This window comes from Streptomyces sp. NPDC020731, assembly GCF_044334705.1.
In the GTDB taxonomy this organism is placed as follows: Bacteria; Actinomycetota; Actinomycetes; order Streptomycetales; family Streptomycetaceae; genus Streptomyces.
This window is the reverse complement of record NZ_JBIRTN010000012.1, coordinates 128,918-141,486: the sequence shown is the minus strand read 5'-3', so window position 1 is coordinate 141,486 and position 12,569 is coordinate 128,918. Positions and strand designations below refer to the sequence as shown.

At 72.1% G+C, this 12,569-nt stretch carries 12 protein-coding genes; 8 read left to right on the top strand and 4 right to left on the bottom strand.

Annotated elements, in window-relative coordinates; genetic code table 11:
• Nucleotides 1-73: 73 nt before the first annotated feature.
• On the bottom strand, nt 74-463 hold the full coding sequence (locus ACH4VX_RS20155) for a hypothetical protein (RefSeq protein ID WP_398368760.1): 390 nt from the start codon (nt 461-463) through the stop codon (nt 74-76).
• Between the two features lie 424 nt (nt 464-887).
• Nucleotides 888-1,517 carry a TetR/AcrR family transcriptional regulator gene (locus ACH4VX_RS20150; RefSeq protein WP_398368759.1) on the bottom strand — a complete coding sequence of 210 codons (630 nt, stop codon included), beginning with the start codon at nt 1,515-1,517 and terminating at the stop codon, nt 888-890.
• Between the two features lie 105 nt (nt 1,518-1,622).
• On the opposite strand from ACH4VX_RS20150, the gene ACH4VX_RS20145 reads away from it, so the two are divergent.
• Nucleotides 1,623-2,675: an aldo/keto reductase gene (locus ACH4VX_RS20145; RefSeq protein WP_398368758.1), complete on the top strand. Its 1,053-nt coding sequence runs from the start codon at nt 1,623-1,625 to the stop codon at nt 2,673-2,675.
• Nucleotides 2,676-2,739: 64 nt separating this feature from the next.
• The gene (locus tag ACH4VX_RS20140; protein WP_398368757.1) at nt 2,740-3,078 is read left to right on the top strand and encodes a hypothetical protein; all 339 of its coding nucleotides are present in this window, start codon (nt 2,740-2,742) and stop codon (nt 3,076-3,078) included.
• Between the two features lie 43 nt (nt 3,079-3,121).
• Here ACH4VX_RS20140 and ACH4VX_RS20135 read toward each other — a convergent pair whose 3' ends face one another.
• Complete coding sequence (locus tag ACH4VX_RS20135; RefSeq protein ID WP_398368756.1) at nt 3,122-3,775, bottom strand: hypothetical protein; 654 nt, start codon at nt 3,773-3,775, stop codon at nt 3,122-3,124.
• A 494-nt stretch (nt 3,776-4,269) separates the two neighbouring features.
• Between ACH4VX_RS20135 and ACH4VX_RS20130 the strand changes: the two genes are divergently transcribed.
• The 6 genes from ACH4VX_RS20130 (at nt 4,270) to ACH4VX_RS20105 (ending at nt 11,451) form a co-directional block, all read left to right on the top strand.
• Nucleotides 4,270-5,313 carry a LacI family DNA-binding transcriptional regulator gene (locus ACH4VX_RS20130; protein ID WP_398368755.1) on the top strand — a complete coding sequence of 348 codons (1,044 nt, stop codon included), beginning with the start codon at nt 4,270-4,272 and terminating at the stop codon, nt 5,311-5,313.
• Nucleotides 5,310-6,830, top strand: a complete 1,521-nt coding sequence (locus tag ACH4VX_RS20125; protein ID WP_398368754.1) for a sugar ABC transporter ATP-binding protein — start codon at nt 5,310-5,312, stop codon at nt 6,828-6,830. The genes ACH4VX_RS20130 and ACH4VX_RS20125 overlap by 4 nt, the downstream gene beginning before the upstream one ends.
• The gene (locus ACH4VX_RS20120) at nt 6,820-8,778 is read left to right on the top strand and encodes a substrate-binding domain-containing protein (RefSeq protein ID WP_398368753.1); all 1,959 of its coding nucleotides are present in this window, start codon (nt 6,820-6,822) and stop codon (nt 8,776-8,778) included. The genes ACH4VX_RS20125 and ACH4VX_RS20120 overlap by 11 nt, the downstream gene beginning before the upstream one ends.
• A gap of 95 nt (nt 8,779-8,873) precedes the next feature.
• The gene (locus ACH4VX_RS20115) at nt 8,874-9,845 is read left to right on the top strand and encodes a ribokinase (RefSeq protein WP_398368752.1); all 972 of its coding nucleotides are present in this window, start codon (nt 8,874-8,876) and stop codon (nt 9,843-9,845) included.
• Nucleotides 9,842-10,231, top strand: a complete 390-nt coding sequence (gene rbsD / locus ACH4VX_RS20110; RefSeq protein WP_398368751.1) for a D-ribose pyranase — start codon at nt 9,842-9,844, stop codon at nt 10,229-10,231. The genes ACH4VX_RS20115 and rbsD overlap by 4 nt, the downstream gene beginning before the upstream one ends.
• Before the next feature lie 248 nt (nt 10,232-10,479).
• Nucleotides 10,480-11,451 (top strand): helix-turn-helix domain-containing protein, encoded by a 972-nt coding sequence (locus tag ACH4VX_RS20105; protein WP_398368750.1) that lies wholly within the window; start codon nt 10,480-10,482, stop codon nt 11,449-11,451.
• Between the two features lie 315 nt (nt 11,452-11,766).
• Here the strand turns inward: ACH4VX_RS20105 and ACH4VX_RS20100 are convergent, their stop codons facing one another.
• Complete coding sequence (locus tag ACH4VX_RS20100; protein WP_398368898.1) at nt 11,767-12,564, bottom strand: sugar phosphate isomerase/epimerase family protein; 798 nt, start codon at nt 12,562-12,564, stop codon at nt 11,767-11,769.
• Nucleotides 12,565-12,569 lie beyond the last annotated feature (5 nt).

Below are 12,569 nucleotides of genomic sequence, written 5' to 3'. Positions count from 1 at the left end.
TCCGACGGTACCCGTGGGGTGTGACAAGGGGGTGCGGGATCGCTCGCCGCGAGCGTGGGCCGACCCGGCCCGGTCAGGTGGGTATGAAGTCCGGCCACCAGGGCGGGACGTTCCCCGGGCACACGGGGTCCGGGTAGGAGTCCAGTACGCCGAGCCAGGTGACCAGGAACCACGTGCAGCACACGGTGAACAGGAACCCCGCCGCCAGGGCCGCGCGCCGGTGGCGTCCGCCGAGGACGCCGTACAGGACGCCGAGCGGGATCGCCGCGGCGATCCAGATCAGCGGGGCGAGGAAGAGCAGCGCCAGGGAGTTCGCCGCCGCGCCGACGCCGGTGTCGCACGCCCCCCACGCCCGCCCGATGGCGACGGTGGAGACGAGTGAGGTGAGGCCTCCGAGGAGAACGCCGAACAGGAAGGCCCCGGCCCAGGTCGTCGAAGGGCTCGGCCGCCCCGCTTCCACCATCGATCGGCCCCCGTCGTCGTAGGGGCGGAGACTACCAACGCCCGAGCCTCCGCAGCCGTCCGAAGGGGATGCGGAGTCGGAGGACGGGCGCGGGCCGGCACTGGTGCGGGCCCGTGCCGACGTGTGGGGGTGGCAGCCGCCGGCTGTTCCGGCGGGGCAGCCGGGGCGAGTACGTGTGGTGCGAGCCGTCGGCGGCCTGACGGGCGGCCGGGACACACGGCTTGTCCGCGCGGGGCTTCCCGCGCGTGACTCGGCCCGCGTGACTCGGCCCCGTGAATCGACCCCCGTGACTTGTCCCCCGTGAATCGACCCGCGTGAATCGACCCCCGTGACTCGACCCGCGTGACGCGACCCCGTGAATCGACCCCCGTGACTCGCCCCGCGTGACGCGACCCCCGTGAGCGGACACGAAGCGGGAGGCCCGTCACGTACGGCCTTCGCCGCCCCGCAGGTACGCTCCCGCGCGCGCTGCGGCCACCGCGGCCTCGGCGGCCCGGTCCGCGGCTGCTTCGTCGAGGGGGGCGCCGCTGGTCAGCAGGCGGTAGTAGAGGGGGGCGGAGACGGCGCGGATCACCTCGTGGACGTCGGTGCCCTCGGGGACCTCGCCCCGGTCGACGGCCTGTCGGACGCAGGGCGCCCACTCCTCGACGCGGATGTCGTAGAAGCGGTGCAGGGCCTCGGCCGTCCTCGCCTCGCAGGTGGCGGCGGCGATCACCGCCTTGAACAGCGCTCCCTGCCGCGGATCGGCCAAGGTGCGCTGCACGAGCCGGGCGTTGGCCTTGAGGTCACCGAGCAGCGAGCCGGTCTCGGTACGCGGCAGCGACTGCTCGGCCATGTCCAGCAGCAGATCGGCCACCAGGCCGGTCACCGTCCCCCACCGTCGGTAGACGGTGGTCTTGCCCACCTCGGCACGGCGCGCGATGTCGGCGAGGTCCAGGCGGGCGAAGCCCTGCTCCGCCAAGGCGTCCCCGGCCGCCCGCAGTACCGCCGCCCGCACCCGCGCCGTGCGCCCACCAGGACGGACGGTCCCCGGATCGGCATCCTCGAACCTCATAACGGCACTCCAGTTCCATTAATTACTCGCACCTGCTACGTTGAGATCCACGGTAACGGAACCACAGACCCGTTAGCCAGGTCATGCGACGAGAGAGGTACAGCCATGGAGTACAGGCGGCTGGGCGCATCCGGCCTCAAGGTCCCCGCACTGAGCTTCGGCGCCGGCACCTTCGGCGGCCAGGGGCCGCTGTTCGGCGCCTGGGGCACCACGGACGCGCGAGAAGCGCGACGTCTCGTGGACATCTGCCTCGACGCCGGGGTCACGATGTTCGACACCGCCGACGTCTATTCCGGCGGGGCCTCCGAGGAGGTGCTGGGCGAAGCGATCAAGGGCCGCAGGGACCAGGTGATCGTGTCCACCAAGACCGGCCTGCCGATGGGCGACGGCCCCGGCGATGCGGGCACCTCTCGTTCACGCCTGATCACCGCGTGCGAGGACGCCCTGCGCCGGCTCGGCACCGACTACATCGACCTGTTCCAACTGCACGCCTATGACGCCGGCGCACCGATCGAGGAAGTCCTGTCCGCGCTCGACGACCTCGTTCGCGCAGGGAAGGTCCGCTACCTGGGAGTCTCCAACTTCTCCGGCTGGCAGGCGATGAAGTCCCTCGCGAGCGCGGAGAGGTACGGCCGTCCGCGCTATGTGGCACATCAGGTCTACTACTCGCTCGTCGGGCGCGACTACGAATGGGAGCTGATGCCCCTCGGGCTCGATCAGGGCCTCGGAGCCCTGGTCTGGAGCCCGCTCGGCTGGGGACGGCTCACCGGCAAGGTCCGCCGCGGCCGGCCGCTCCCGGCCGACAGCCGACTGCACCGCACCGCGGACTACGGCCCGCCGGTCGAGGACGAACACCTCTACCGCGTGGTCGACGCCCTCGACGAGGTCGCGCAGGAGACCGGCAGGAGCATTCCGCAGATCGCCATCAACTGGCTGCTGCGGCGGCCGACCGTCTCCTCCGTCATCATCGGCGCCCGCAACGAGGAGCAACTCCGTCAGAACCTCGGCGCCGTCGGCTGGACGCTCACGCCCGACCAGATGGCGAAACTCGACGCGGCGAGCAACAAGGCAGCGCCCTACCCGTACTTCCCCTACCAGCGCCAGGAAGGCTTCGCCCGCCTCAACCCGCCCGTCGTCGCATCTCCGCCCGCTGCGTGAGGACCAGCACTGTCGGTGGTGATCAGTAGGGTCGGCGCACTTGGTCAGCGAAGGAGCGCCGACCATGAAGTCCCCGGCCGGACCGGACGCCGTCCAGTGGCAGACACCGACCCACGCCCACGGCTCGGCCGTGGACGTGCCCGACTTGATCAGGGCGCTGTACCAGGGCGACGACACGACCACCGACGAAGCCGTTCACGAGCCGTACGGGAACATCCACCACCAGGGCACGGTGTACTCGGCGTCGGCGCCCGCCGTTCCCTTCCTCGCGCACGCCGCCCGGCACGTTCCCGGCAAACGCACCGAGTTGCCGATGCTGCTGGCGACGCTCGCCGACCACACCCCCTCGGACAGGCGAGTTCGGGGAAGGCGCCCTCCCACACGTCGTGGGTGTGCCTGCTGACCACGGTGCGCAGCACGGGCCGCTGGGAGGCGGCCACCGCCGCTCAGCCCGTGATGGAGAAGAAGATCGTGTCCTGGGTGTACCAGTCGATGTTCTTCGTGGCGTACTCCCATTCCGTGTGCTCGAACTCGAGCTTCTCGGCCAGTTCCCCGAGGTCGTACCGGAAACCCTCGTCCACCCGGTCCAGCACCGCACGGTAGGCGTCGGCGGCCGGCTTGGCCTTGGCCAGCGGGAACATGCCGATGTGCGGCCCGTCCACGGGAAAGGGGACGGGGAAGGGGATCTCCTCGGGCGGCCCGGAGAACAGGCGGTCGTGCAGCAGGAGATCGGCGCTCACGCCCACCCGGCGAAGCTCTTCGTCGAGCAGGCCGAAGAAGGTGGAGGGCTTGGAGTAGACACCGAGATCGGCGGGGTCGGAGGCGTTGCGGTCGATGATGTGCTGGAGCGCGCGGTAGTAGGCGCCCGCCGCGTACTCGGCTTCGGAGCTCGCGTGACCGGCCACGAGGTGTTCCAGTGCGTCGGGGACGGTCAGGCCCAGGTCGATGTCCTGCCGCTCCAATTCCCGCTGGCTCTCCCGCGCCTTCTCACGCATGACGCCGAGGTTCCGCACCTGATCGGGCGTCAGGGTGTCCGCGGCTCCGATGAAGGCCAGGACGTCGGCTTTGTCGGCGGTGCTGTACGAGATGATCCGGCTCATGATCGTCATATTGTCAGCAACCACTGACACCATGGACGGGTCCGCGCGCCGACCGCCGCCGGGCCGGCAGCCGGGAAGGCGATCGGCCGGAGCCCGGCGGGCGGACCGGCCGGCGGCGCGTCCGGGAGCCCGGCCGCGTCCAGGGTGAGTGGCCGCGGAGCGGCGGGCGCTCCGGACCGGTTCCGCAGGACCTTGCCCAGGGACAGGACGGCGCGGCGCCCCCGTGGTCCTCTCCCACCTCACCCTCCTCCTCGGTGGCCGGGATCTCCCGGTCCGAGGCGGGCCGGACGCCGCCCTCCCCCCACGGCGCGGAAGCGCCCTCCCCCACGGCACGGAAGAAGGAAGAAGGCGGTGCGCAGAACCGGTCACCCCGGGGACACCGTCACCCCGGCGGTCACGATTCGATTTCGGCCACCCCGCACCCTCTTGCCAACCACCCGTGTAATCGATTCCAATCCTCCGTGTAATCGATTCCACGAGGAGGTGGAACGGCGATGGCGAGCATCAAGGACGTCGCCGCGCGGGCCGGGGTGTCCGTCGCCACGGTGTCGCGCGTCCTGAACGACCATCCGTCGGTCAGCGCGGACGCCCGCACCCGCGTGCTGGCCGCCGTCGAGGCGCTGGGCTACCGCCCGAACGCCGTCGCACGCTCCCTGCGCACCGACCAGACCCGCACCCTCGGGCTGGTGATCAGCGACGTGATGAACCCGTACTTCACCGAGCTGGCCCGCTCCGTCGAGGAGGAGGCCCGCGCGCTCGGCTACAGCGTGATCATCGGCAACGCCGACGAGCGGCCCGATCTCCAGGACCACCATGTGACGACGCTGCTGGACCGGCGCATCGACGGGCTGCTCGTCTCCCCCACCGACGGCGGCTCCCCGCGCATGCTGGACGCCGCCCGCGCGGGCACGCCCATGGTGTTCGTCGACCGGTGGATCCCCGGCGTGGACGTGCCCGTCGTCAGGTCGGACGGGCGCGGCGCCGTACGGGACCTCGTGGCGCATCTGTACGAACTCGGTCACCGGCGGCTCGCGATCATCGCCGGGCCGGCCGCCACCACCACCGGCCGTGAGCGCGTGGACGCCTTCCGGGAGGCGCTCGGCGCGTACGGGCTCGTCCTTCCCGACGCCTACATAGGCCAGGGCGACTTCCAGGCCGACAGCGGACGCCGGGTCACCGAGGGCTTCCTCGATCTGGCCGAGCCGCCCGAGGTCGTGTTCGCCGCCGACAACCTGATGGCGCTCGGCGCGCTGGACGCCGTACGCGCGCGCGGCCTGCGGGTCCCCGACGACATCGCGCTGGCCGCGTTCGACGACATCCGCTGGTTCGTGCACACCGATCCGCCGGTCACCGCGATCGCCCAGCCCACGGGCGCACTGGGCCGGGCCGCCGTGCGCGCGCTGGTCGACCGGATCGAGGGCCGGCCCGGCGAGTCCGTGACCCTGCCCGCCCGGCTCGTCGTACGCCGCTCGTGCGGTGAGCCGGCACCCCCGCAGTCCCCCGTACAACAGTCCCCCGTACGAAGGAGTACGTCGTGAGCGACCCGGACGAGTTGCTGCGCATCGAGGGCATCCGCAAGACCTTCCCCGGTGTGGTCGCGCTCGACAGCGTCGACTTCGACCTGCGCCGGGGCGAGGTGCACGTGCTCCTCGGTGAGAACGGCGCGGGCAAGAGCACCCTCATCAAGATGCTCTCCGGCGCCTACACGCCCGACACCGGCCGGATCGTGGTCGGCGGCGAGGAGGTGCGCATCCACGGTGCGCAGGACTCCGAGCGGCTCGGGATCGCCACCATCTACCAGGAGTTCAACCTGGTCCCCGATCTGACGGTCGCCGAGAACATCTTCCTCGGGCGGCAGCCGCGCCGCCTCGGGATGATCGACCGGAAGAAGATGGACACGGACGCCGAGGTGCTGCTGAAGCGGGTCGGGGTGGACGTCTCCCCGCGTGCGCGTGTACGCGAACTCGGCATCGCGCGGCTGCAGATGGTCGAGATCGCCAAGGCGCTCAGCCTGGACGCGCGCGTGCTCGTCATGGACGAGCCGACGGCCGTGCTGACCTCCGAGGAGGTCGAGAAGCTGTTCGCGATCGTGCGGCGGCTGCGCGAGGACGGCGTCGGGATCGTGTTCATCACGCATCACCTGGAGGAGATCGCCGCCCTCGGCGACCGGGTCACCGTCATCCGGGACGGCCGCAGTGTCGGTCAGGTGCCCGCCTCCACCCCCGAGGACGAACTCGTACGGCTGATGGTCGGGCGGTCGATCGAGCAGCAGTACCCGCGCGAGCGCACCGACGCCGGGGACGCGCTGCTCAAGGTGGAGGGGCTCACCCGGGACGGTGTCTTCCACGACGTGGGTTTCGAGGTGCGGGCCGGTGAGGTCGTCGGTATCGCGGGGCTCGTCGGGGCCGGGCGGACGGAGGTGGTCCGGGCGGTGTTCGGGGCCGATCCGTACGACGCGGGGTCCGTGCACGTCGCGGGCGCGCGGCTGCGCCGCCACGACGTGAACGCCGCCATGGCGGCCGGGATCGGGCTCGTGCCCGAGGACCGCAAGGGACAGGGACTGGTGCTCGACGCCTCCGTCGAGGAGAACCTCGGCCTGGTCACCCTGCGGTCCTCCTCCCGCGCGGGGCTCGTCGACCTCAAGGGGCAGCACGAGTCGGCGGAGCGGATCGCCGGGCAGCTCGGCGTGCGGATGGCCGGGCTCGGCCAGCATGTGCGCACGCTCTCCGGCGGGAACCAGCAGAAGGTCGTCATCGGCAAGTGGCTGCTGGCGAACACCAAGGTGCTGATCCTCGACGAGCCGACGCGCGGCATCGACGTCGGCGCCAAGGTCGAGATCTACCAGCTCATCAACGAACTGACGGCCGCGGGTGCGGCCGTGCTGATGATCTCCAGCGATCTGCCGGAGGTGCTCGGCATGAGCGACCGGGTGGTCGTCATGGCGCAGGGACGCGTCGCGGGCGAACTCACCGCCGAACAGGCCACCCAGGACGCCGTGATGGCCCTCGCCGTCAGTACTCACCCCAATGGAACGGAGGCCTCCCGTGGCCACTGACACGCTCAAGAGCAAGCCGGGCGCGCAGGGCGGCGCCACGGCCGGCCTGCGCCGCCTGCTCCTCGACAACGGCGCGCTGACCGCGCTGATCGTCCTCGTGATCGCCATGTCGGCGCTGTCCGGGGACTTCCTGACCGCCGACAACCTCCTCAACGTCGGCGTCCAGGCCGCCGTGACCGCGATCCTCGCCTTCGGCGTCACCTTCGTGATCGTCTCGGCGGGCATCGACCTGTCGGTCGGTTCGGTCGCCGCACTGTCCGCCACCGTGCTGGCGTGGAGTGCGACCGAGGCCGGGATACCGGTCGCCCTCGCGGTCCTCCTCTCCGTCGCGACGGGTATCGCCTGCGGTCTGGTGAACGGTTTCCTCATCTCGTACGGGAAACTGCCGCCGTTCATCGCGACGCTGGCCATGCTGTCGGTGGGACGCGGTCTGTCGCTCGTCATCTCGCAGGGTTCGCCGATCGCCTTCCCGGACTCGGTCTCGCACCTCGGTGACACGCTCGGCGGGTGGCTGCCCGTGCCGATGCTCGTGATGATCGTGATGGGGCTGATCACCGCCTTCGTGCTCGGACGGACGTACATCGGCCGTTCCATGTACGCCATCGGCGGCAACGAGGAGGCCGCGCGGCTGTCGGGGCTGCGGGTGAAGCGGCAGAAGCTCGCCATCTACGCGTTCTCCGGTCTGTTCGCCGCCGCCGCGGGCATCGTGCTCGCCTCCCGGCTGTCCTCCGCGCAGCCGCAGGCCGCGCAGGGCTACGAGCTGGACGCGATCGCCGCGGTCGTCATCGGCGGTGCCTCCCTCGCGGGCGGCACCGGCAAGGCGTCGGGCACGCTGATCGGCGCGCTGATCCTGGCGGTGCTGCGCAACGGCCTCAACCTGCTGTCCGTGTCCGCGTTCTGGCAGCAGGTCGTCATCGGTGTCGTGATCGCGCTGGCGGTGCTGTTCGACACGCTGCGCCGCAAGGCGGGCGCCACCACCCCGGCGGCCGGGGCGTCCGGGGGCGGGAACCGGGGCAGGCAGGCACTCACGTACGTGATCGCCGCCGTCGTCGCCGTCGCGGTGGTCGGTGCGACCTCGCTGCTGCACAACGGGTCCTCGGCCGGCAGGACGCAGAAGATCGGCCTGTCGCTGTCGACGCTCAACAACCCGTTCTTCGTGCAGATCCGGGCCGGGGCCGAGGAGGAGGCGAAGAAGCTGGGCGTGGACCTGACGGTCACGGACGCGCAGAACGACGCCTCCCAGCAGGCCAACCAGCTGCAGAACTTCACCAGCGGCTCGCTCTCCGCGGTCGTCGTCAACCCGGTGGACTCCGACGCGGCCGGTCCCGCGGTGCGCGGCGCGAACAAGGCCGGCATCCCGGTCGTCGCCGTGGACCGCGGGGTCAACAAGGGGGAGACGGCCGCGCTGGTCGCCTCCGACAACGTCGAGGGCGGCGCGCTGGGCGCCAGGGCGCTCGCCGAGAAGCTCGGCGGCAAGGGCACGATCGTCATCCTGCAGGGCCAGGCGGGCACCTCCGCCAGCCGCGAGCGCGGCGCGGGCTTCGCCGCCGGTCTGAAGGACTACCCGGGCATCAAGGTAGTCGCCGAGCAGCCCGCGGACTTCGACCGCACCAAGGGCCTGGACGTGATGACGAACCTGCTGCAGGCGCACCCCGACATCAACGGTGTCTTCGCGGAGAACGACGAGATGGCGCTCGGCGCGATCAAGGCGCTCGGCTCCAAGGCCGGGAAGTCGGTCCAGGTCGTCGGCTTCGACGGCACTCCGGACGGGCTGAAGGCGGTCGAGGCGGGCACGTTGTACGCCTCCGTCGCGCAGCAGCCGTCGGAACTGGGCAGGATCGCGGTACGGAACGCGCTGCGGGCCGCCGAGGACAAGAAGGTGGAGACCACGGTGAAGGTGCCGGTGAAGGTGGTCACCAAGGAGAACGTGGCCGGCTTCGAGGGCTGACGCCGGCCCCGGGGGCGCACGGGCGGGCGGTCACGTCGACCGCCCGCCCCCACACTCGGATTCACTCGGACTTCACTCGGATCGGGGAGCGATTCATGTACGACTACGACCTCCTGGTCGTGGGATCGGCCAATGCCGACCTGGTGATCGGGGTCGAGCGCCGGCCGGGCGCCGGGGAGACGGTGCTCGGCTCCGACCTGGCCGTCCACCCGGGCGGCAAGGGCGCGAACCAGGCGGTCGCGGCCGCCCGGCTCGGCGCCCGTACGGCCCTGCTGGCGCGGGTCGGTGACGACGGGCACGGGCGGCTGTTGCTGGACTCGCAGCGGGCGGCCGGGGTGGACACGGTGGGCGTGCTGGTGGGCGGGGCGCCGACCGGGGTCGCGCTGATCACGGTGGACCCGTCGGGGGACAACAGCATCGTCGTCTCCCCGGGCGCCAACGGCCGGCTGACACCGGCGGACGTGCGGGCGGCGGGGAGCCTCTTCCACGTCTCCCGGGTGGTCTCCGCCCAGCTGGAGATCCCGCTGGAGACGGTGGTGGAGGTGGTGCGGAGTCTGGTGCCGGGCAGCCGGTTCGTGCTGAACCCGTCCCCGCCGCGCCCGCTTCCGGCGGACGTGCTGGCGGCCTGCGACCCGCTGATCGTCAACGAGCACGAGGCGAAGGTGATCCTGGGCGAGGACGCCGGGACGAGTGACGAGCCCGAGGACTGGGCACGGCTGCTGCTGGCTAAGGGCCCGCGTTCGGTGGTGGTGACGCTGGGCGGCGAGGGCGCGCTGGTGGCCTCCCCGGACGGGGTCGCCCGGGTTCCGTCCGTCGAGGTGCGTGCCGTGGACACGACCGGGGCGGGTGACGCGTTCACCGCCGCGCTGGCCTGGCGGCTGGGCGCGGGCGAGCCGCTCGCCGGGGCGGCGGCGTACGCGGCCCGGGTGGGGGCGGCGACGGTCACCAAGGAGGGCGCGCAGGTGTCCTTCCCGACGACGGAGGAGGTCGCGGCGCTGTGCCGCGCCGACCCCGGCCGGGGGCCGGACGGCGCGTCCGGCGTGGACCCGGAAGGCGGCGCCCGGTGAAGAGGCACGGAATCCTGAACCGGCATCTCGCCGGCGCCCTGGCCGAACTCGGGCACGGCGACGGGGTGCTGGTGTGCGACGCCGGGATGCCGATTCCCGGCGGGCCGCGCGTGGTGGACCTGGCGTTCCGCGCGGGGGTGCCGTCGTTCGCGGAGGTGCTGGAGGGGCTGCTGGAGGAGCTGGTCGTCGAGGGGGCCACGGCCGCGTCCGAGGTGCGGGACGCCAATCCGGCGGCGGCCGAGCTGCTGGCGGGCCGCTTCCCCGGCCTCGGCCTGGTCCCGCACGAGCGGCTCAAGGAGCTGAGCGCCGGCGCGCGGCTCGTCGTCCGCACCGGCGAGGCACGGCCGTACGCGAACGTGCTGCTGCGCTGCGGGGTGTTCTTCTAGGAACACCCGGTGCAGGGCGCGTACGACTTCGAGGGGGCCCGGTCCGTCGACCGGGCCCCCTCGTCCCTCCCCCGTCAGAACCCCCCCGAGTCCCCCCGGGTCCCCTCCCAGAAGCCCTGACGCCACGTACGACCCGCGAGGTACGGGAAGGGTTGCACGGTCTCTCCGGGTTTTTTCCGGCCCTGGTTCCTTACGATGTCTTCCTGGGCAGGATGCGGTCGTCCGGTACGCGTTGGGGGCGTGTGGGGATGCTGGTGCAGGAGTTCCGGACCGGGGTGGTGCCGCCCGCCGAGCGGTGGGACCTGTGGCAGGACGTCGCCACGCGGACGCATGTGCCCACCCTGATGCGCAGTGGGCGCAGCGACGACTTCGAGGCCACGATGCGGGTCCTGCCGCTCGGGGACCTGCAGATCGCCGAGCTGAGCCTGCCGCACCTGGACACCGTGCGCACACCGCGGGTCATCCGGCGTTTCGATCCCGAGTTCCTGCAGATCAACTGTCAGCTCGCCGGCGACGGCGGTATGGCGCAGGACGGTACCGAGGCGGTGTTCGGGGCGGGGCAGCTCATCGTGGCCGACACCAGCCTCCCGTACGACGTCCGCATCAACAGGACGTCGCAGCGGTCCACGACGGTGGTCGTCAGCATGCCCCGGGCCCGGTTCCCGCTGCCGCCGCGCGCGATGCGCCGCCTGCTGGCGGTACCGGTCCCGGTGGACCGGGGCATGGGCGGCGCGCTGCGGCGCTGGCTGGCCGATGTCGCCGGACGGGCCGACGAGTTCACCGAGGCCGACGTGCCGACACTGGCCTCGGTGACCACGGATCTGCTCGCCTCCGTGCTCGGCCGCTGCGTGGACTCCGAGGACGTGCTGCCGCCGGAGTCCCGCCGGCGTGCCCTGCGCATCCGGATCCGGGACTTCATCGACCGGAACCTGGGCGATCCTTCGCTGTCCCCGGCGACCGTCGCGGCGGCCCACGGCATCTCGGTGCGGCATCTGCACCAGCTGTTCGCGGCGGAGGGCGAGGCTCCGGCGGCCTGGATCCGCCACCGCCGTCTGGAGCGGTGCCGCCGTGACCTGGCCGACCCCCGGCTGCGGGGCCGCTCCGTCCGTTCGATCGCCGCACGGTGGGGCTTCACCGACGCGGCCACCTTCAGCCGCGTCTTCCGCCGCGTGTACGGCATGACGCCGACGGACCACCGCCACCACCACGCCGCCCCGTAGGGGCCCGGCCCTTCCTGCCGGAATCGACAGGATCCCTGCACGGACGGTCAAGGTTTCAAGCGTCCGGTGGACGCATGCTGGTGCCTGTGCACGGTGGGGGCTGTGCACTCGCGGGGAGCAGGGGGGAAGCATCGTGCGGTGCCGGCGAACGTCGGCGTCCGGTCCGGCACCGCACGGCTTGCGCCCCGCGCAGGACGACAGGGAACGGGAAGACCTCTCCCCGGAGCCTCATCCGGGCCCTGTTCCGTGGGGCACGGGCATCCGGACACGACGTGTGCGGGTGCCCGTGCCCCACGTCTCAGCGCACGGCGGACCTCATCCCGCGTGCTCCACGAACCGTGCCGCCGTCTCGGCGAGGACCTCTCGGCCGTCGCGGGACCACAGCGCGTCGTTGAACAGTTCGACCTCGATGGGGCCGGTGTAGCCGGCCGCCTCCACGTATCCCTTCCACTCCCGCATGTCGACCGCGCCGTCGCCGATCTGGCCGCGGCCGTTGAGGACGCCCTCGGGCAGCGGGGTGGTCCAGTCGGCGAGCTGGAAGGTGTGGATACGGCCCTGGGCGCCCGCGCGGGCGATCTGCGCGGGCGCGGTGTCGTCCCACCAGATGTGGTAGGTGTCGACCGTGACGCCGACCTGCCGGGCGGGGAACCGCTCGGCGAGGTCGAGGGCCTGGGCGAGCGTGGAGACCACGCACCGGTCGGAGGCGAACATGGGGTGCAGCGGCTCGATGGCCAGTTTCACCCCGTGCTCCTCGGCGTAGGGACCGAGTTCGGCGAGCGCGTCCGCGATGCGTTCCCGGGCGGCGCGCAGGTCCTTGGAGCCGGCCGGCAGTCCGCCCGAGACCAGGACCAGGGTGTCGGTGCCGAGCGTGGCCGCCTCGTCGACGGCCCGCCGGTTGTCGGCGAGGGCCGCCGCCCGCTCGCCGGGGTCGATCGCGGTGAGGAAGCCGCCCCGGCACAGCGTCGTCACCGCCAGGCCCGCGTCCCGTACGAGCTTCGCCGCCGCCTCGACGCCGTACGCCCGGACGGGCTCCCGCCACAGGCCCACGCCCGGTACGCCCAGGTCACGGCAGGCGTCGACGAGTTCGGGCAGCGACAGCTGCTTGACCGTCATCTGGT

Bases quoted from the DNA above. Each gene is read 5' to 3' on its own strand.
- ACH4VX_RS20155 (WP_398368760.1), bottom strand. From the start codon at position 463: ATGGTGGAAGCGGGGCGGCCGAGCCCTTCGACGACCTGGGCCGGGGCC.
- ACH4VX_RS20150 (WP_398368759.1), bottom strand. From the start codon at position 1,517: ATGAGGTTCGAGGATGCCGATCCGGGGACCGTCCGTCCTGGTGGGCGC.
- ACH4VX_RS20145 (WP_398368758.1), top strand. From the start codon at position 1,623: ATGGAGTACAGGCGGCTGGGCGCATCCGGCCTCAAGGTCCCCGCACTG.
- ACH4VX_RS20140 (WP_398368757.1), top strand. From the start codon at position 2,740: ATGAAGTCCCCGGCCGGACCGGACGCCGTCCAGTGGCAGACACCGACC.
- ACH4VX_RS20135 (WP_398368756.1), bottom strand. From the start codon at position 3,775: ATGAGCCGGATCATCTCGTACAGCACCGCCGACAAAGCCGACGTCCTG.
- ACH4VX_RS20130 (WP_398368755.1), top strand. From the start codon at position 4,270: ATGGCGAGCATCAAGGACGTCGCCGCGCGGGCCGGGGTGTCCGTCGCC.
- ACH4VX_RS20115 (WP_398368752.1), top strand. From the start codon at position 8,874: ATGTACGACTACGACCTCCTGGTCGTGGGATCGGCCAATGCCGACCTG.
- ACH4VX_RS20105 (WP_398368750.1), top strand. From the start codon at position 10,480: ATGCTGGTGCAGGAGTTCCGGACCGGGGTGGTGCCGCCCGCCGAGCGG.
- ACH4VX_RS20100 (WP_398368898.1), bottom strand. From the start codon at position 12,564: ATGACGGTCAAGCAGCTGTCGCTGCCCGAACTCGTCGACGCCTGCCGT.